Annotated in this window: 12 protein-coding genes; 1 reads left to right on the top strand and 11 read right to left on the bottom strand. The window is 45.1% G+C overall.

Annotated features, from left to right (window positions below):
- Positions 1-73: 73 nt before the first annotated feature.
- From B7990_RS05275 to B7990_RS05315, 9 genes are all read right to left on the bottom strand, one after another.
- The gene (locus tag B7990_RS05275) at positions 74-310 is read right to left on the bottom strand and encodes an XRE family transcriptional regulator (protein WP_088629222.1); all 237 of its coding nucleotides are present in this window, start codon (positions 308-310) and stop codon (positions 74-76) included.
- 72 nt (positions 311-382) lie between these two features.
- Entirely contained in the window at positions 383-1045 is a 663-nt protein-coding gene (locus B7990_RS05280) for a hypothetical protein (protein WP_088639990.1), read from the bottom strand.
- Positions 1045-2337: an AAA family ATPase gene (locus B7990_RS05285; RefSeq protein WP_088639991.1), complete on the bottom strand. Its 1293-nt coding sequence runs from the start codon at positions 2335-2337 to the stop codon at positions 1045-1047. Before B7990_RS05285 ends, B7990_RS05280 begins: the two co-directional genes overlap by 1 nt.
- Positions 2338-2419: 82 nt before the next feature.
- On the bottom strand, positions 2420-4144 hold the full coding sequence (locus tag B7990_RS05290; protein WP_088639992.1) for a hypothetical protein: 1725 nt from the start codon (positions 4142-4144) through the stop codon (positions 2420-2422).
- A gap of 36 nt (positions 4145-4180) precedes the next feature.
- Positions 4181-4687 carry a hypothetical protein gene (locus B7990_RS05295; protein ID WP_254917334.1) on the bottom strand — a complete coding sequence of 169 codons (507 nt, stop codon included), beginning with the start codon at positions 4685-4687 and terminating at the stop codon, positions 4181-4183.
- A gap of 49 nt (positions 4688-4736) precedes the next feature.
- Complete coding sequence (locus B7990_RS05300; RefSeq protein WP_254917335.1) at positions 4737-6107, bottom strand: SUMF1/EgtB/PvdO family nonheme iron enzyme; 1371 nt, start codon at positions 6105-6107, stop codon at positions 4737-4739.
- Complete coding sequence (locus tag B7990_RS05305) at positions 6104-7492, bottom strand: SUMF1/EgtB/PvdO family nonheme iron enzyme (RefSeq protein ID WP_088639995.1); 1389 nt, start codon at positions 7490-7492, stop codon at positions 6104-6106. Before B7990_RS05305 ends, B7990_RS05300 begins: the two co-directional genes overlap by 4 nt.
- A 31-nt stretch (positions 7493-7523) precedes the next feature.
- A complete protein-coding gene (locus tag B7990_RS05310) occupies positions 7524-8834 on the bottom strand; it encodes an SUMF1/EgtB/PvdO family nonheme iron enzyme (protein WP_088639996.1) in 1311 nt (436 codons plus the stop codon).
- 77 nt (positions 8835-8911) lie between these two features.
- Positions 8912-10165, bottom strand: a complete 1254-nt coding sequence (locus B7990_RS05315) for an SUMF1/EgtB/PvdO family nonheme iron enzyme (protein WP_176407220.1) — start codon at positions 10163-10165, stop codon at positions 8912-8914.
- Between the two features lie 346 nt (positions 10166-10511).
- Here B7990_RS05315 and B7990_RS05320 point away from each other — a divergent pair, with 346 nt between their 5' ends.
- Entirely contained in the window at positions 10512-14969 is a 4458-nt protein-coding gene (locus B7990_RS05320) for an acyl-CoA dehydratase activase (RefSeq protein ID WP_088639998.1), read from the top strand.
- A gap of 319 nt (positions 14970-15288) precedes the next feature.
- On the opposite strand, the gene B7990_RS05325 is transcribed toward B7990_RS05320, so the two are convergent.
- Positions 15289-17301: a hypothetical protein gene (locus tag B7990_RS05325; RefSeq protein ID WP_088639999.1), complete on the bottom strand. Its 2013-nt coding sequence runs from the start codon at positions 17299-17301 to the stop codon at positions 15289-15291.
- 307 nt (positions 17302-17608) lie between these two features.
- The gene (locus B7990_RS05330; RefSeq protein WP_088640000.1) at positions 17609-19048 is read right to left on the bottom strand and encodes a glycosyl hydrolase family 8; all 1440 of its coding nucleotides are present in this window, start codon (positions 19046-19048) and stop codon (positions 17609-17611) included.
- Positions 19049-19133: the final 85 nt, after the last annotated feature.

Genomic DNA, 19133 nt, shown 5'->3' on the forward strand with positions numbered 1-19133 from the left:
AAGTATAATAATTATATAGTCAGGCAAAACCACTCTAATTTGTCATGCCCGCCTCCGAGCGGGCATCTCCCATCTATCGAGAAGCGCGGCTTTTGCGCTCGAGCATTTTCCAGTAGGCGGCGGGACTGCCGGTCACGGATTCGAGAGCGTTCGCCATCTCAGTCGAGATGCTGATTTCACCTGCAATGAGCTGGTCGAGCATTTCTACAGAAACGCCCACCCTGCGTGCAAATTCCGGCTTGTCGATTTTAAGCCATTCAATTCCTTCGAGGATCGCCTGTCCCGGCGTCGGGGTTCCATGTCTTGGCATAATTTTTAAGTAATAAGGGTTAAAGCATTCAAAATTTAAATTTTTATTGGAAATATCGATGTTTGCTAAATCTTAATACTGAAAATTTTGTACAAAACTCTGATTAAATTCATTCGCTGTATATGCTTGTGCAGATTTAAAAACATACGATTCAAGCTTTTTTAAAAAAGTAAACGAATCAGGAAGTGGAAGATGGGCTTTTTTAGCTTCCCTCATTTTTGCAAGATATTGCACATCTTCGCCATTATCCCACGCTACAAGAACAAAATGACAATGTTCTTTTACGAAATCAAAAGGACTGATTTCTGACGGACACGAACTAAAATCTTTAAATAAAAAACGCCCCTCATTTTTCAATTCCTCGAGAATTTTCATCAGCCAAAAGACATTTGAATATGATTTTTCTATACATTTTTCCTTAGTCTTGGCTAATTTTTGATTTTTATACTCAATAAAATACCATTTTCCACTAGCATCAATCAAAAAGGCATCTACTGACGCCGGAGAATCACTATTCTTCGTAGAACCAGCAAAATGAATTTTTCGCACTACATTCTGCGCAATCGAGTCCATTGAAATGGCATTTAAATTTTGATTCAGCGTAATATACTTTGGATTGGTTGGATCAGTATCATTAAGTGAAGCATCTCTCAGAGTTGTTTCTATATTGGTAGAACAATTCTTTTTTGCACAATAGGATTTTAACAAATGCAAAAAATCTTGGTATTTACTCATTATTCAATGCCTTTTTCTTCTTTTATTTTATCGATAAGGAAATTTGGTTCGACAAGACTACGATAAATAACATCTAAATTTCCTGCAATATTTTCAAAAGAACTTCTTTGAGATTCATCTAACGAAGCAAAATAATATGAGCAACATTCATTTGTTTTATGAATTTTTGAATATAAGTCCAAAGCTTCTAAGAAATGAGAACTATGAGTCGTTACAACAACGGTTAAATTACAAATCTTTTGCAAAAGAACAATTATTTCAGCATACTTTAACTGCCATGCAGGATGCAGGTGCACTTCTGGTTCATCAAGAATCAAAACATCACGTTCACGCAATTGTTGATTCAACAACAGCTGTTTAATCAAAGCAAAGGACTTGAAACCTGTAGATAATGAACTGACATTCAACGGCAGTCCATCATCTTCTTTGTATACATACTCTCCATCAGAATAATCAATATTTCCAGGAACAACACCATTCAATTCAGCTACTATCTGTTCAATTTTTTTTAGAGCAAGCTGTTTGGACAAAACACGATCTTCAACTCGTCCTGATGCAGTATAATCGTCATCATCGTCATAATACGTATTATTTATTTTTTCTGTTAAATCTTCCAACAAAGACGATCCATAAATAGAATTGTTTAAACTATCTAACACAGACGGATTTTCAATATACGTTGCAGAGTTTATTAAAGAGATTTCCTTATTAAAAGACTCCAACTCGTCTTTTCTAAAAACAAAATCCAATTTTTTCTGTTTAACTTTCAAATGTATTTGCGCATCCAAATCACTTTTCCGAACATCATTTATTTGACCATTGAAAATATCACGAAATCGTTCCGTTACTATAGACTTGACAAATTGGTCATTAGAAACCGATAGAATGGCATTAACAGATTCCCGTATTCGTATTTTAATTTTTTCTGTCAAATCAAATTTATAAACGGATTCCTTCTTTTTTAAATACTCAAATAAAGCATCAAAATCCACTCTATTTTCTTTAACAATATACAGATCATCTAAAAAACCATAATAAATGCTACGATTCAATCTAAACTGAACAGATCCATCAGGATCATTAAAAAGGCTCTCCCAAATTGCTTTTTGAAGAGCCCGCATTTTTGCGTTCGTTATTGCTCGATCAATATTTTTTACCGAATTAAAAACACCATACAAAATTTTTCCAACAGTACTTTTCCCAGTATCATTTAAACCAGCAATAACAGTCAACCCTTTTAAATCAATTTCCGCCGACTTAATTTTTCCAAAATTATAAACATTCAGATTCATTTTCTATCCTCAGATTAAATATATACAATTCGGGGTCACTAAAGAATCTAGAAAAACAATCTAGTAACTAGTAACTTAGAACTCAAAACTCAATAGCCTTCCAGCCTTCAGCGCCGAAGCGGAGGTCGCGTTCCACGAATTCCCAAATGAGGAGCTTTTTGCCCTTGAGCACGCTAGATTTGCGGGCGAGCTTTTCACGGACGAGCGTCGAGGCGCCACCGTCACTCACGATGGATGCGACCGAGCGGTTCATGTTCTTTGCGAAATGCGCGATCCATCCGGCGTTCACCGGAGAATCGGTCTGGTAAATGCGGCTGAAGCTATCACCGAGAATCAAGATTTCGGACTTGCGGAAATCATCCTTGAATGGAGTGATTGAGGTGTCGTAAAGCACGGTGTCTCGCTCGCAAAGTGCAGACTGAGCAATAAAGCAAGAATCGCTCTTTTTGCAAGCATTCTTAGCCGCAGCAACGCAAGCAGTATCCATTGGGAGTTTTTCGGTGCGTTCCTTGATATTCTGTTGCATCACGACATGCCCAGTCACCTTCTGCACCTTGAACACGCCGAACTTGTTGAGTCCACTCATCTCGCCTACATCCCCCATGCGGTCTGCGATGGAATCAGAAGCTATGTAGCGCACATCATCAGTTTTGCGGAATTTGACAATTCCCGCATCCACCATTTCGCGGACTTTCTTCGCAATCACGTCAGCCGCAAGTTCCGCACCGCGCGGTGTCCAGTGCGTATCGTCGTTCAGGTAAAGCGCACCTTCAACGGAATCGCGGGACTTCGCGGCCAAAAGCGGCGTGTACAAATCTACAGTATTAAAGCCAGCACGCGTGAGCGAATCCAAAATCTTCTTGCCATGCGACTGGAGGCCGGCGGCATTCCCGACCGCGGCAGCATTTCCAGCACCCGCGACTCGAGAATCGCGCCCCGTCAAACGTTCGGTATAAATGCTCGGCTTGCCCGGAGTAATCACCACCAAGAGTTCCACGCCCTTCGCCTTGAGCTGGTCGCGGAACTTTTCAATCGCCTTCACTGGATTGTCGAGCTTTGCACTGCGCACATCAAGCGGAGACGGCTGCACCAGGAATTCCACATCCTGGCGGTAGAAAAGCCACTTGTCTTCGGGCTTGGCCTCTTCCCTGCCGCACGACTTGCCGATGCAATCGCCAGCAGCGCCAAGAACGACCTTCTCGCCTGGATCGCTAAAGAGGTTCCACACCGCAAGCTGGTACTTGGGGCGCAACGCCAACACAATAGCGCTCTCGTCATCAATCTTATTTTCGAAAGCACGCAAATAGCGGCTCGTCCACACGCCGTAATGCTTCACATCCAAGAAAGCACGCCACAGCGACACATGACCAAGATCCGCCACGAGAGCCTTGATGCAAGAATCCGCCTGCGGGAACGATTCCGGTTCGTCCTCCAGCTTCGATATGAGCGTATCTGCCAACTTGAGGCTCTTGTAACGAGCTTCAGATGTATCGAGTTCGGCATACGTATTCACCGAAAGCACCGCCGCTTCCAAGTCCGAAAGCGAAGACGTCACAGGCTCCAGTGCATCAGCAACCTCTACACCCGCAGCAATCGCCTCGCGCGCCGCCCGCCACTTCACATCGAGCGAGTCCGCAGCCGCAGCGACCTTTTTCTCGCGCACAATCGGAGTGTAAACCACGTCCTTGAATATGTCAAACGGCTGGAAGCGCTTTTCGCCACGCAAGTCGTTCACTGCCTGCACACCAAACGGGAGCAACAACAAAATCGAAAAAATAACGACAGGGATAATGTATTTCTTATTCACGGGAGATAAGATAGAATTTTGTGAAGTAGTTACTAGTTAATAGTTAGTAGTTTCTAGTGATATATCGTAGGAATATATGTCGTTATAGAAGTTGATGTAGTAAGGCATGTATTCTTTATAGAAATGCACCCTAAGTGTTTCAACTCCAACAAGCGTCGGTGTTTCGAATGTCAGGCACGAATCGCTAGATATAATCGCTTTTAAGGAAGTTTCCCATGCGACAACAGGCTCGTCAACACAAATTTTAACGATTTCGTTTTTTTCTACTTCGAGCCAGTTTTCCTTGTTCAATGTATTGCGACTTACATTAAATGTTCTTTGGATTTTATTTTCAGGAATCTTTTCCAAATTTTTTCTTGGCTTGACACCTTTGACAGGCTTTTTCACCAAAATCGGGCCATTAAATCTTTCGGCGAGCCCAACAAGCTTTGAATACTCCAAGCAGTCCTTATACGCACCGCGGCTTTCTCCATGCTTGTCGTAATAGAACTGAGCATTCGCAAGCGCAAAGCATAACGTTAGGAACAACAAAAATATTTTCATACAATTGAATATACAAAAAGTGGACTGGGATAGCTTGGTCCTTCATTTGTCATTTAGATTTTACTTCTGTCCATTTGGCGTTGTTGCCAATGTTGCGGATGAGGCGGAAGCCAGCATCCATTCCGCCGTTATAATTTGATTCATAATATCCATAGTTTATCCATTTCCAATAAGGAAACATATCAATGGAATTTTGTTCGTATTCTTTTTTGACATGGTGGTCACCGCCTTTCAAACAAGATGGTCGACCTTGAAGACCTTTAAAAGGATTGCGTTCTTCGAAGAGAACATGCTCATAGACTAAGCCGAATATGTCGTATAGACCATATCCATTGGGAAGCAACTGTCCTACAGGTTCTGATTCGTAGTAATGCTTCCATGTTGCAAATCGTGCGTATTTGGCGGTTTCTTCAAATGCTACGGATGAATCACCCCATGGAGCTTTATTTTTTTTATCGCCACCACGTGCAAACATCATCCATTCATCATAATAGGGTAATCTGTATCCATCGGAGGTTTTGTCGACTTCAACTAGAATGAATCTATTGTAAGTGTACAAGTCATAATCATAATTGCCTATGACGTACCGGCCTTTTGATAAGATTTTTGATTCATCATAATCGTTCGCTGAAAAAATGTAATATGGTTTCAGCCCTTCTCGAGAACTGCGTGCATTAGCATACTTCATTGCCTGTAACAATGAAATTAAGCAAGCTGCAGAATCGTGGGTTACGCAGTTTTCATTTCTGATGCTATTATTCTTTCTGGATGTCCTTTGCTCTGCAAATTCTTTTAATTGTTTGTTTACAAACGAAGGATTTGCTGGGAGCGAATCCCACATTAACTGCGTTATTTCGCAGTTTGTTACGGGATACTTATCGACTAAATATGTTCCTGAGACAGATACAAACCTTTCTGGATCGCTTTCTGGTGAATGAGGATTGAAAATATCCCCTTTTCTGTCTTCAAATTTATTAAATCCTAACAGAACCTTTTCTTTTTTAAAATTCAAATACTTCATGCCTACCGCTAAATTAATCTTATGGGTTTTATTGCTTTTATGAACATAAACATTGATAGATTCAACCCCAATAAGCGTCGGCAATTGGAGCACGAAACATGAATCATTGTAAATACTTGATTTCAATGAAGTTTTCCAATCCTTAACTTTTTTATCTATGCAGACTTTGACAATTTCATTTTTCTCCACTTCGAGCCAAAGTTCTTTTCGCAGGGAATCGCGGCTTACCTTAAACGTTCTTTGAATTTTATCTTCTGGAATGTTTTTCAAATCTTTACTAGGATTGATGCCTTGTGCATTCGCAAGCGCAAAGCATATTGTTAGGAACAACAAAAATATTTTCATACAATGGAATATACAAAAATGAGAACCGGAATCACTCGGTTCTGCATTTGTCAATTAGATTCTACTTCTGTCCATTTGGCATTATTGCCGATGTTGCGGACTAGGCGGAAACCGCCAGCGTATTTAGGAAAATAATCGTTTGAAATGTAATCGTAACTAATACTTTCCAAGTCTGAACGACGGATTCCACCTTTTAAACAAGCTGGGCAATCATCTATGCATCTTAATGGGTTTCTCTTTTTTTCTTCTTTAGGTTCAATGGTAAAAAAAACATTATAATTATCTCTTGAATAATTATGCTTTTCAAATAGAACTTGTTCTTCAACTAATCCAAACATATCATATAGGCCAAATCCATTAGGCAAGAGTTTTCCAACAGGTCCTGATTCATAATCATTTTTGCACCAATGAAAAAATGATATTATCTTTTGTAAAAGACCTAAATCCTTTAAATCAGAACAACTTACCTTATCTTCAAATTTTGCGTATTTAGAAATTTCGTTAAAAGAAGTTGAATTACCCCAGGGCACATTATTCTTTTTATCACCTGCACGAGCGAGCATAACCCATTCGTCATAATAAGGAAGCCGATAACCATCAGAAGACGAATTATCATAAACTTCTATCAAGTTATTTTCATGCTCTATGAAATCATGGTAAACGATAAAATAATGATGCTCGGGAACTTCTTCAACTCCGTTACGATTGACAGACCTCGCTTTGCGATCAATTTGTACAAATTTATTACTAGTGTTTGAAAAGATATAATACGGTTTTAGACCTTCGCGAAGACTGCGAATATTGGCATATTTCATCGCCAAATATAAAGGAATTGTACTTGCTGCAGAATCATGGGTAATACATTTTTCGTTATTTTTTCTTGATTCCTTTTTTTGTACCCAAAATTTTGTAAAGTCATTTTCCATGGTATCTATTTGGGGAGAATTTAGAGGAATTTCATCCCATAACAGTTGTAAAAAATCACAATTAGTCACAGGGTATTTATCAACTAAATAGGAACCCGTAACATATACGATTTTTTCTTCATAAGGATTCATTTGGTAATCGTCATTTCCGTATAAAGTTTCTTCATTTTTGAAGTTCAAATACTTCATACCGACAGCTAAATTGATTTTATAGACGCTGTCAGAATCTGGATACTTCACATTAATTGGGTTGACGCCAACAAGCGTTGGAATTTGAATTTTTAGACACGAATCGTTTAGAATTTCTGTATTCAGCGAAGTCTCCCACGTGCGGACTTTTGCGGCAACGCAAATTTTGACGGTTTCGTTCTTTTCGACTTCGAGCCAAGTTTCCGCGCCTAAAGATTCACGATTGAGATTAAATTTTTTCGCAATCAACAAATACGGAACGACATGAACCGACCAAATAACAACAAAAAAAACTATAACGAATATTAAATATTTTTTATTCATCGTAGATAAAATAGATTTTTTTATTTAATCACTAATTTTCATCAACGGTTTTAATTTCTGTCCATTTAGCGTTATTGCCGATATTGCGGATGAGGCGGAAACCTTCAGCTCTGCCTCCTGTATAATTAGGTTCCGAATAACCATAAGTAATGTCTTTCCAATATGGTTCATATGTTACCTCTAGCGTTGGTTCTAGCAAAGCTCTATTGTTCCCTCCTTTTAAACATGATGGACTCCCTCTTTGTACAGAAAATGGATTATCTTCTTCGAAAAGGACGTGTTCCCATACGAGCCCAAATATGTCATATAATCCATAGCCGTTTGGTTTTAATTGTCCCACAGGCTGTGTATATCCATTTCCTATGCCAAAATTTGCATACCTCTGGGCATACTGTAAAGATGGTAAATAGTTACCCCAAATAGCTCTTTTTTTCTTATCTCCGCCACGAGCAAACATCATCCATTCATCGTAATATGGGAGTCTGTACCCATCTGATGATTCATCAACGGATACCTGAATATAAGCGTCTTTTGGATTGTTGAAATCAAGGTAACTAATGATGTATTTTTTTCTTGATATAATTGCTTGATTGTCTTTTGTTGTTTTGGAAAAAACATAATATGGCTTTAAACCTTCACGTTTGCTCCGCTCATTTGCGTATTTTATTGCTTGAAACAAGAAAATTGAACTTGCTGCAGTGTCATGGACTGGGCAATTTTCGTAGCGAACACTTGCTCCTTGTCTTAGAATCCATTGCTCAGCAAGATCTTTAAAAAAGCCACCCGGATAGGTTGATTGAAATGGAATACTATCCCACATTGTTTGAATGATTTCACAATTAGTTACTGGATATTTATCGATTAAGTATGCTCCTGTGATTGAAACCAGCCTTTCAGGATCCTCATTGATGTGCTGAAACATCCTTATGTCTTGCTCGGTATATTTGTTAAAACCAAGTAAAACCTCTTCATTTTTTAAATTCAGATACTTCATGCCGACGGCCAGATTGATTTTATAGGCACTGTCTGAATCTGGAAACTTCACATTAATTGTATTGACTCCGATAAGCGTCGGAATTTGAACTTTTAAGCATGAATCATTGAGAATTTCGGTTTCCAACGAAGTTTCCCATGCGCGGACTTTTGAATCCATGCAAATGTTGAGGGAATCGTTCTTTTCAACTTCAATCCATGTTTCAGGGCCTAAAGAATCTCGATGCAAGACAACATTTCTTTGAGCATTGTTCAACAAGTCTTCTGCACTCGGTTCTTTATCCGAGCAAGCAATGCTGAGGATTATTGCAGCAAGAAAAGCTATTTTCATTCCGACATGACTATTCATACGGCGTAATATACAAAAAAAGGCAAAAATTTCTTGATTATAAAGGGTTCATTTTTTGTCAGAAAAAATTTATTTTTTCACTTTGATTCGGACTTGGCTTCAGTCCATTTGATGTTGTTGCCGATGTTGCGGACTAGGCGGCCTCCTCCAAAATACCCTCCCCAATTTGGCTGTGAAGAACCATAATTTAAATCCTTCCAATATGGCTCAGCTGTTGCTTTACCTGCTGGATGTTCTTTTAATGAACGATTGTTGCCCCCTTTCATGCGAGAGGGATTCCCGTTTTGATCTGGAAATATATTAGAATTGTCCAAAAAAACATGTTCCCATACAAGTCCAAATATGTCATATAGGCCATACCCATTAGGTAATAATTGACCCACTGGTTCTGAATTCCAACCTTTTCCTGTTACTAGTTTAGCGTATTTTTGTGCATTTTCGAGAGTTGCTGAACTGTAGTTGCCCCAAGGTGCTTCGTTTTTTTTGTCTCCACCACGAGCAAACATCATCCATTCATTGTAATAAGGAATTCTATAGCCATCTGAATATGTGTCAATTAAAACATAAATATCTCCATCTTCATGATCTGTAAAGTCTAGATAGCTGATGGAAAAATATTGGTTTTCTGATAAGGAACTCTGACTGGCTGTGGTGAAATGGTAATAAGGTTTAAGCCCTTCACGAATACTGCGTGCATTCGCGTATTTCATTATTTGATATAAGAATAAGGTGTTTGCTGCAGAATCTTTAGTTGAGCAGTTTTCATTACGAATGCTTCTTTTTTTTCGGGAAATCCAATTGTTTGCAAATTCCTTTAATGTTGGGTTTAGTTTTGGAGTTGTATCGGGTATATCATCCCATAACAATTGTGTAATTTCGCAATTGGTTATGGGATATTTATCTACTAGATAAGTCCCTGTTACAGATACAAACCTTTCCGGATCTGTGTTTGTAAAATAATCAGATGTTGCTGCGATATCTTCAGGGTATTCATTATATCCAAGTAATACTTTTTCGTTCTTGAAATCAAGATATCTCATCCCGACAGCTAGATTGATTTTATGGGAACTATCCGAGTTTGGGAAATACACGTTAAGAGTTTCAACACCAATAAGCGTCGGAGCTTGGAATGCTAGGCAGGAATCGTTGAGTTCCACCGTACTCAGCGAAGTTTTCCATTCGCGGACGGGCGTGTCCAAGCATATTTTGATGGATTCGGCCTTTTCGGCTTCAAGCCAAAGCTCGTTTTTTAGCGAATCACTCTTTATATTATATTGGCTAGCATTCGCCAAAGCAAGGCTGGCAGCAATTAAAAGAACGGCTTTTTTCATTCCGACGCGGCATTTCATACAACTGAATATACAAAATTCATCAGTTTTAAAGATCCTTCGACTTCGCTCAGGATGACACTAGAAGTGACTGAATCCTTCCTCCCTGACGGTCGAGGATGACTCAGGATCAATGACCGTAACTGGATCCTTCCTCCCTACGGTCGTCAGGATGACGCATTTGTACCACCACCGCACTCCCCTTCTAATGACCAATGACTAATGACCAACAGCCTTGTCCACTGCACATGCGAGCAATTACCTAAAATTCGCCAAATTGCGCGTTTTATCGCCTTAAACGCCAAAAGTCATTTTCAAATAATGAAAAAAAACTAAATTTGGCTTCACTATGAATACTTCTATGAACGATTTATGGGTGGGTGTCGACGTAGGCTCCACCACTGTGAAAATTGCTGTAGTCGATCCCGAGACATCTAAGCTTTTACACTATACATATCAGCGTCATAACGCCATGCAGGCGAAAAAGGTCTACGAGGTCCTGCGCGAAGCCCATGCCCTTTTCCCGGGCAAGAACTTCAGGGTCACGTTCTGCGGTAGCGGCGGTCAGCCGTTCGCCGAGGCCACTCACGCCTTCTTTGTGCAAGAAGTAGTCGCAAACGCACTTGCGGTGCGTGCCACCTACCCCGATTCCAGGGTCGCCATCGAACTCGGCGGTCAGGATGCCAAGGTTGTGTTCTTCGAAAAGGACAAGACCACCGGTAAGCTCATCGCCTCTGACATGCGCATGAACGGTGTCTGCGCCGGCGGTACGGGTGCATTTATCGACCAGGTCGCGGAACTCCTCCGCATCAAGACGGAAGTATTCGAAAGCTACGCCAAGCGTGGCCAAAAAGTCTATGAAATCTCGGGCCGTTGCGGCGTGTTCGCCAAGACGGACATCCAGCCGATGCTCAACAACGGCATCGCCAAAGAAGATATCGCCCTTTCGAGTTTCCACGCTATCGCAAAGCAGACCATCGGTGGCCTTGCCCAAGGTATGGAAATCAAGCCGCCTGTCATTTTTGAAGGTGGTCCCTTAACGTTCAACCCGACTCTCGTGAAGGCTTTCAAGGAACGCTTGGGCATCTCCGATGAACAGGCGATTGTCCCGGAACATTCCGAAGTGCTCGTTGCCATGGGCGCCGCACTCGCTAACGGTTCCATGTTCGCGAACCAGGAATGCATGTACCGCGAAGAGGGTTCTCTCGACGCACTCGTTCACTTTAACGAAATCCGCCAGGCCGAGAACAAGGCCAAGGCAGCCTCCGACCTCTTCTTCCAGAGCGAAGCAGAATACAAGCTGTTCCTCGAAGAACACAAGATGGCGGACAACCATTACCCGCAGCCGCCTTCCGGCACGACCATCAACGCCTACTTGGGCATTGACGCAGGTTCTACCACCACGAAGTTCGTGCTCATCGACGAAAACGAAAAGGTCATCGACGGCTTCTACGCGAGTAACGACGGTGAACCGCTCGCCGTCTTGAAGCGCGCCATGGTGGACCTCGCCGACCGCTACGAAGAATACGGCGTGAAGCTCAACATCTTGGGCGTGGGTACAACCGGTTACGGCGAACAGCTCTTTGCAAAGGCCGTGCACGCCGACTACCACACGGTGGAAACGGTCGCCCACGCAAACGCGGCCCAGCGCCTCTGCCCCGACGTCTCGTTCATCTTGGACATCGGCGGTCAAGACATGAAGGCCATCTCCGTGCAAGACGGCGTCGTCACGGGCATCATCCTCAACGAAGCCTGCTCCTCGGGTTGCGGTTCATTCATCGAAACGTACGCCCGCAGCCTCGGCATCCCGATGGAAAAGATTGCGGAACTCGCTTTCAACTCCAAGAGTCCGTCTCAACTCGGCAGCCGCTGCACCGTGTTCATGAACAGTTCCATCATCACGGAACAGCGCGATGGCAAGCAGCCCGAAGACATCATCGCGGGTATCTGCCGTTCCATCATCAACAACGTCTTTACGAAGGTCATCCGCATCCGCAACCTGAATACGCTCGGCAAGAAGGTCGTGGTGCAGGGCGGTACGTTCAAGAACAACGCCGTTCTCCGCGCCTTCGAACAGTACACGGGCCTCAAGGCCATCCGTCCGGAACGCCCGGGCGAAATGGGCGCTATCGGTATCGCTCTCCTCACGAAGAAGTTCATGGAAGAAAAGCGTGCTGCCGACCCGAACGTGCAAAGTAAGTTTATCGGGCTTGAAGCCATGCGCACCTTCAGCTGGCACAACCAGCCGGGTCAGCTCTGCCAGTACTGCACCAACCATTGCTCCCGCACCATCGTCACCTTCAGTGATGGCCAGAGCTTTGTGACAGGCAACCGCTGCGAACGCGGCGAAGTCACCGCCGACCCGAACGATCCGGCCACAAAGAAGCTCATCGCCGAAATCAACAAGAAGATGCAGGCCGTGCCGGACATGATCAAGCGCACAAACCAGCTCCTGGTCAAGGACTACGCTCCGCAGATTCTCTTGCCGCAGAACGGAAAGACCATCGGTATCCCGCGCGTACTCGAATTCTGGAACAGCCTCCCCTACTGGAAAGCATTCTTCACAGCCCTTGGTTACACCGTTGTCGTAAGCCGCCAGAGCGACTACAAGATGTTCGAAGCAGGTCTTCACAGTGTGCCTTCGGATACAGTCTGCTTCCCGGCCAAGCTCGTCCACGGCCATGTGCTGAGCCTCATCGAAAAGAAGGTCGACCGCATCTTCTTCCCGATGATGATTTCGCTCCCAAGCGACCACACCAAGTTTAACGCCACGACGGTCTGCCCGGTCGTGCAAGGTTACCCGAACATCTGCCAGAACACGGACGAACCCGAAAAGAATTACGGCATCCCGATGGACCAGCCGATTTTCCACTGGGCAAACACCAAGCTCCGCAGAAGCCAGACCATCGACTGGTTCCACGACAACTGGAACATTGACAAAAAGATTTTGGACAAGGCAGTCACGGAAGGCGAAAAGGCACTCAACAATTACCGCACCACACTCCTCGAAGAAGGCCAAAAGATTCTCGACGAAGTGAAGGCAAACGACAGCTTTGCCGTTGTGATTGCAGGCCGCCCCTACCATGCCGACTTGCTCATCAACCACAACATTGCAAGCCACTTTACCGCCATGGGCATTCCGGTGCTCACCACCGAATCGCTCCCGGGCGTTTATGACCAGGATGTTCCGAGCCACACCCGCGTGGAAATCAAGAACACGTTCCACTTGCGCATGCTCGGCGCAACGATGATTGCTTCAAGAGACCCGCATGTTGAACTTGCCCAGATCGTGAGCTTCGGTTGCGGACATGACTCCGTATTGACCGATGAAATGATGCGCATGATGCACCGCGATTCCAACAAGGAAATGCTCATGCTCAAGCTCGACGAAGGTGACGCAAGAGGCCCGGTGGGCATCCGCATCAAGAGCTTTATCGAAACCGTGAAGGCCCGCCGTGCGGCAAACCTCCCGGACAAGCCGATTTCGAACGAACCGCAGTTCCACACGCCGTACGTGGCGAGCGACAAGACCAAGCGTATCATCTTGACACCGAACCTCTCGCCTGCATTTGCCATTCTCGCAAGTTCCTACATCCAAGGCAAGGGTTACCTCTCGGATTACCTCCCGGTTGCAGACAAGCGCGCTATTGAACTCGGCAAGAAGTACGTGCACAACGACATTTGCTTCCCGTGCCAGATCAACATTGGCGAATGCCTCAAGTGGCTCGAAGAACACCCGAACGTTCCGCAGACCGAAGTTTCAATGTGCCTTGCCAAGAACTGCGAAAACTGCCGCGCTGTGCAGTACTCCGTGCTTGGCCGTAAAGCTCTTGACGAAGCGGGTTACAAGGACGTTTCCATCATCACGACCGGCATCGACTATAAAGGCATGCATCCGGGATTCCAGCTCGGGCTCGACTTCCGTCTCCACACGCTCTGGGGCCTTGCATTCATGGACGCCATCGAAACGGCTTACCGTGCACTCCGCCCCTACGAAATCCACAAGGGTGATTCCAAGAAGATTTACAGCAAGTGGATGCCGGAACTGATGAAGACCGCCGCCACCCTCAAGAAGACGGAACTCGGCTCTGCTAAGCGCCTTGTCGAAATGCTTCGCCAGTGCATCGACGAATTCAACAAGGTCGAAATCACGGAAGCCCGTCAGAAGGGCATCCGCAAGCCGCGCGTTGCCGTGCTCGGCGAAATCCTCATGAACTACCACCCGAGCGCAAACGGACATGTCGAAGACTACCTCATGGACAACGGTATGGAAGTTTACCTCCCGGGCATGATGGACTTCTTCCGCGTTGACGAAGTTGTCCGCGCCGAAAAGATCAAGCGCGGATTCTCGGCAAACCCGATTGCAGACCGTATCGAAGGAAGCGTCACCGCAAAGCTCTTTGCACACGCCGCAGAAACAGCCAAGAAAGTCATGCAGTCGTTCAAGCTCTACGAACACCACGCCGACTGCTTCGAACTCGTGAACTACATTGACGGCATTATCGACCCGACATACAACACGGGTGAAGGCTGGCTCATCCCGGCTGAAATCCTTTACAACTCGAAGCACGGCATCAACAGCTTCATCATTGTGCAGCCGTTCGCCTGCCTCGCCAACCACATCAGTGGCCGTGGCCTCACGAAGGCTGTAAAGGAACGTTGCCCGCACGTGCAAATCCTGAGCTTGGACTACGATCCGGATACCAGCTTTGCCAACATCGAGAACCGCTTGCAGATGCTCATCATCAACGCTCGCGAACTCGAACGTGCGAATAAGGTGAACGGCCCTGCGGCCAGTAGGCAGTAGGAAGTAGACAGTAGACAGTGTCATCCTGAGTGAAGTCGAAGGATCTAAACATTAGAAAAGGAACCCCCGACGGGGTTCCTTTTTTTTGCATCGTCATCCCACATTCTCGTCATCCTAACGCGAAGCGGAAGGATCCAGTTAAATCCAGCTTTCTCATTACAAGATTTAACTGGATGTTTACCCAAAGGGCATAACTCCACTAAGCTACTTAAGTAGCAAGTGTCGTATATCGGGACTTTGTCCCTCAACATGACGATAAAAAAAGACTTCCTCTTTCGAGGAAGCCCTTTTTCACAATTTGACTTAAATCGTTAACGAATTAGCGGACTGCAACGCGCTTCGTAGCGAGGACCTTGCGGCCTTCGGAGAGGCGAACAATCACAGCACCCTTGCCAGCAAACTGAGCCATGTCAACGGTCTTTGCAGCACCGGAGAATGTTTCAGAGAGCAGCATGTCACCGCGAACACTAAAGATCTTCACGGACTTCACGCCGTTGGAGGTCGTTGCGATGTTCAAGGTGTTGTTCATGACAACCAAGCTAGCCTTCGCTGCAACTGCGGCAACGACATCGAGCGTACCGTTGTTACGGCCATTAGCCTTGGAAATAACCGGATCTGCCTTCGGCTTCACGACTTCAGGTTCACCGCAAGAGGTTTCGACCCACCACCAGGTCTGGGAGGCTTCTTCGTTAATCCACTGCGGAACACCTTCACGGACGCGGTCCGGATTCATGGTGTAGCACTTGCCAGCACCCATGTTTCTCAAACCAGAGTTGTAGCAATGCTGATCGTAGTCGCCCGTACCGTTCTTGAATTCGATGCAAGCAGAGACGACGATTTCGCTAGAGCTAGATTCAACAGAGCTGGAAGATTCCACGCTAGAGCTGGATTCAGCAGAGCTGGAGGATTCTTCGCTGGAGCTGGATTCAACAGAGCTGGAAGATTCTTCGCTGGAGCTAGAAACGACTTCGCTAGAGCTAGAGACAACCGTACCACCGCACGGAGTTTCAACCCACCACCAAGTCTGGGTAGCAATTTCGTTGATCCAGAGCGGGTTTTCGTTCTTGCGGTCCGGGTTCATGGTATAGCACTTGCCCGGAGCCATTTCCTTAAGACCAGAGCTGTAGCAGTGGTCGCCGTAGTTGCCCGTACCGTTCTTGAACTCGATGCAAGCAGAGACGACGATTTCACTAGAGCTAGATTCAACAGAGCTGGAGGATTCTTCGCTGGAGCTGGATTCTTCGGAGCTAGAAGATTCTTCGCTAGAGCTGGATTCTTCGGAGCTAGAAGATTCTTCGCTGGAGCTGGATTCTTCGGAGCTAGAGGATTCTTCGCTAGAGCTGGATTCTTCAGAGCTAGAAGATTCTTCGCTGGAGCTGGATTCTTCGGAGCTAGAAGATTCTTCGCTAGAGCTGGATTCTTCGGAGCTGGAGCTTTCTTCGCTGGAGCTAGATTCTTCGGAGCTGGAGCTTTCTTCGCTAGAGCTGGAATCCGGATTATAGGAACTGGTAATTACAATATATTCTTCTTCGCTGGAGCTGGATTCAGCAGAGCTGGAGGATTCTTCGCTGGAGCTGGATTCAACAGAGCTGGAAGAGACTTCGCTAGAGCTAGATTCAACAGAGCTGGAGGATTCTTCGCTGGAGCTGGATACAACAGAGCTAGAAGATTCTTCACTAGAACTAGAGACGACAGAGCTGGAGCTTTCTGCGCTGGAGCTAGAAAGTTCAACACCGCACGGAGTTTCAACCCACCACCATGTCTGGGTGGCGATTTCGTTGATCCAGAGCGGGTTCTCGTTCTTGCGGTCCGGGTTCATGGTGTAGCACTTGCCCGGAGCCATTTCCTTAAGACCAGAACTGTAGCAGTGGTCGCCGTAGTTGCCCGTACCGTTCTTGAACTCGATGCAAGTAGAAACGATCGGTTCTACGCTGGAGCTAGAGACAACAGAGCTGGAGCTTTCTGCACTGGAGCTAGATTCCACGCTGGAGCTGGATTCTACAGAGCTGGAAGAGACTTCGCTAGAGCTAGAGACGACAGAACTGGAGCTTTCTGCGCTGGAGCTGGAAGCAGCTTCGATGCAAGGCGTTTCAGTCCACCACCAAGTCTGGGAAACCATCTGGTTAATCCACTGCGGGACGCCTTCCTTAATACGATCCGGGTTGATGGTATAGCACTTGCCCGGAGCCATATCGAGAAGACCTGAATTATAACAATGCTTGTCATAATCGCCCGTTCCGTTTACAAACGGAATACAAGGAGAAGCTTCTTGAGCAAACACCATTGCTGATGCCAAGCCCAAGAATAAGGTTGTTTTTTTGGTTGTTTTCATTTATTTGCCTTTTTTTAGTTTATTTTAAGGTCAAATAAATTTAGTAAACAAATCATACAAAATAAGTTTAAGTATATAATATCTTTACAAGAAAGGCATAAATTGCTTAATTTTCAAGAATTTAGGCAAAAAAGCACACCAAGTAACTTAATTTTTACAGAATTTAGCCGTAAATATTTCACTTGGACGATACAATATGTCTGTAAAAAAGCAAACAAACATTTACAAATAAAAAAAATCCGAGAATCACAAATTCCCGGACTTTTGTCATTCAGGCTCAACCGAGCCAGAAAATTCATTTTATGATTTAATCCAACTTGATCTTCTTGAGGCTCGTGACGCCTGCATTTTTCACGCGGACAACATAGAGACCGTTCGGGACTGCCTTTAGCGAAACATTCAACGAGCCTTTGGCCTGACGGTCAAAAGACTTCAACACGCTGCCCGTCATAGAAATCAAATCTACACGGACATTGCCATTTGCTGCAATCTGGAGAGTCCTGCCGGAGAGAGTCATCTTCGGGGATTTCGCCATGATTGTCGGCAAAGCAATTGTACCTTCGCTAGAGCTGGACCCCGGATTCACAGAACTCGAAGAAGTCGGCTGAGACGGATTTGCAGCGGCAAGGTTCGGCATATTACCCGAAACAAGCAAGCCATTCAAAAGCTTGAGGGACTGGTTGAAGTAGTTTTCGTCACCGAGAGCGACGGCTTCCTTCCAGTATTCATCGAGCTTGGCCTGGTACTTTGCATCAGAGATAAGCGAAGTCATGAGGGAAGTCACGAACGTGCTGTTGTGATCGTTGCCAAGGCTACCCGACTTTCTGAGCACAGGACCCTTCATGTCGGCTGCTTTGACGGTAGAAACAAATTCAGCCATTTTCTTGTCGAGTGCAAGTGCACGTTTATCGCCATGCCAGCAAACAGCCTTTGCGTTACGCCACGGAGCGCGGGAAGCGTCGTAGCTGTAATAGTCGTCTTCGCTCTTGCCGTTCTTGTCGGTCCAGTCATCAATGAGGCCCGTCGAAACTTCAGCAGAGCTGGCTTCGTAAAGCTTCATGTTGGCATCGTATGCGGATTCGCTCCAGAAGCTCGCGTTTTCCGTATCGACCAAAGCAAAAAGCGGCATATAGGCCGGGTCAAAATAGCCCGGGTTCTTGCGGTTGTAGCCGGCATCGCCCCACTTGTCGCCCGGCAAGTGCAAACCGTTCGATTCAAACTCGAACTTTTTCATGGACTGGATGAGCTTCTTGGCATCTTCCTTGTACTTTTCATCGCCAAACTGGTAATAAGCCATCACGAGGGCTGCGGCGGCATCGATATCGCCATCAAGAGCAGCACCCTTGTCATAAGCCTGGTTCAAGTTACCGACCTTCCAGACCATCAAGCCGTTTTCGTTCATCATCTTCTTGTAGAAGTTCCAAATCTTGTCGAATTGCAGCTGATAACTGGTCGTGTTGTCGCTAAAGTAAACCATCAAAAGCATACCGTAGCCGACACCTTCCGAGAAGTATTCGTTGGAACCCGGATCAGAACGCACACCGGCGACATCACCGTCTTCGTTGTACATGGTCTTCATCCAATAGGCAAACTGGGATTTCAGTTCTTCGGAAGCTTTAGCCTTGTCGCTCAAAAGCGTCGCATTTCCACCGTAATCGGACATTTGCGGAAACGGGAAATTCACCTTGGCCTCGGCGAGTCCGAAAGCAAACAAGCCAGCAAGTCCCAACTTGACCAAACGATTCATACACAACTCCTATGCCCAAAGGGCCGTTAAATCTATCTAAAAATAAATTATTAGCGACTAAATTTAAGTTTTTTTAGTCTTACGT

The organism is Fibrobacter sp. UWB4 (assembly GCF_002210345.1).
GTDB lineage: Bacteria > Fibrobacterota > Fibrobacteria > Fibrobacterales > Fibrobacteraceae > Fibrobacter.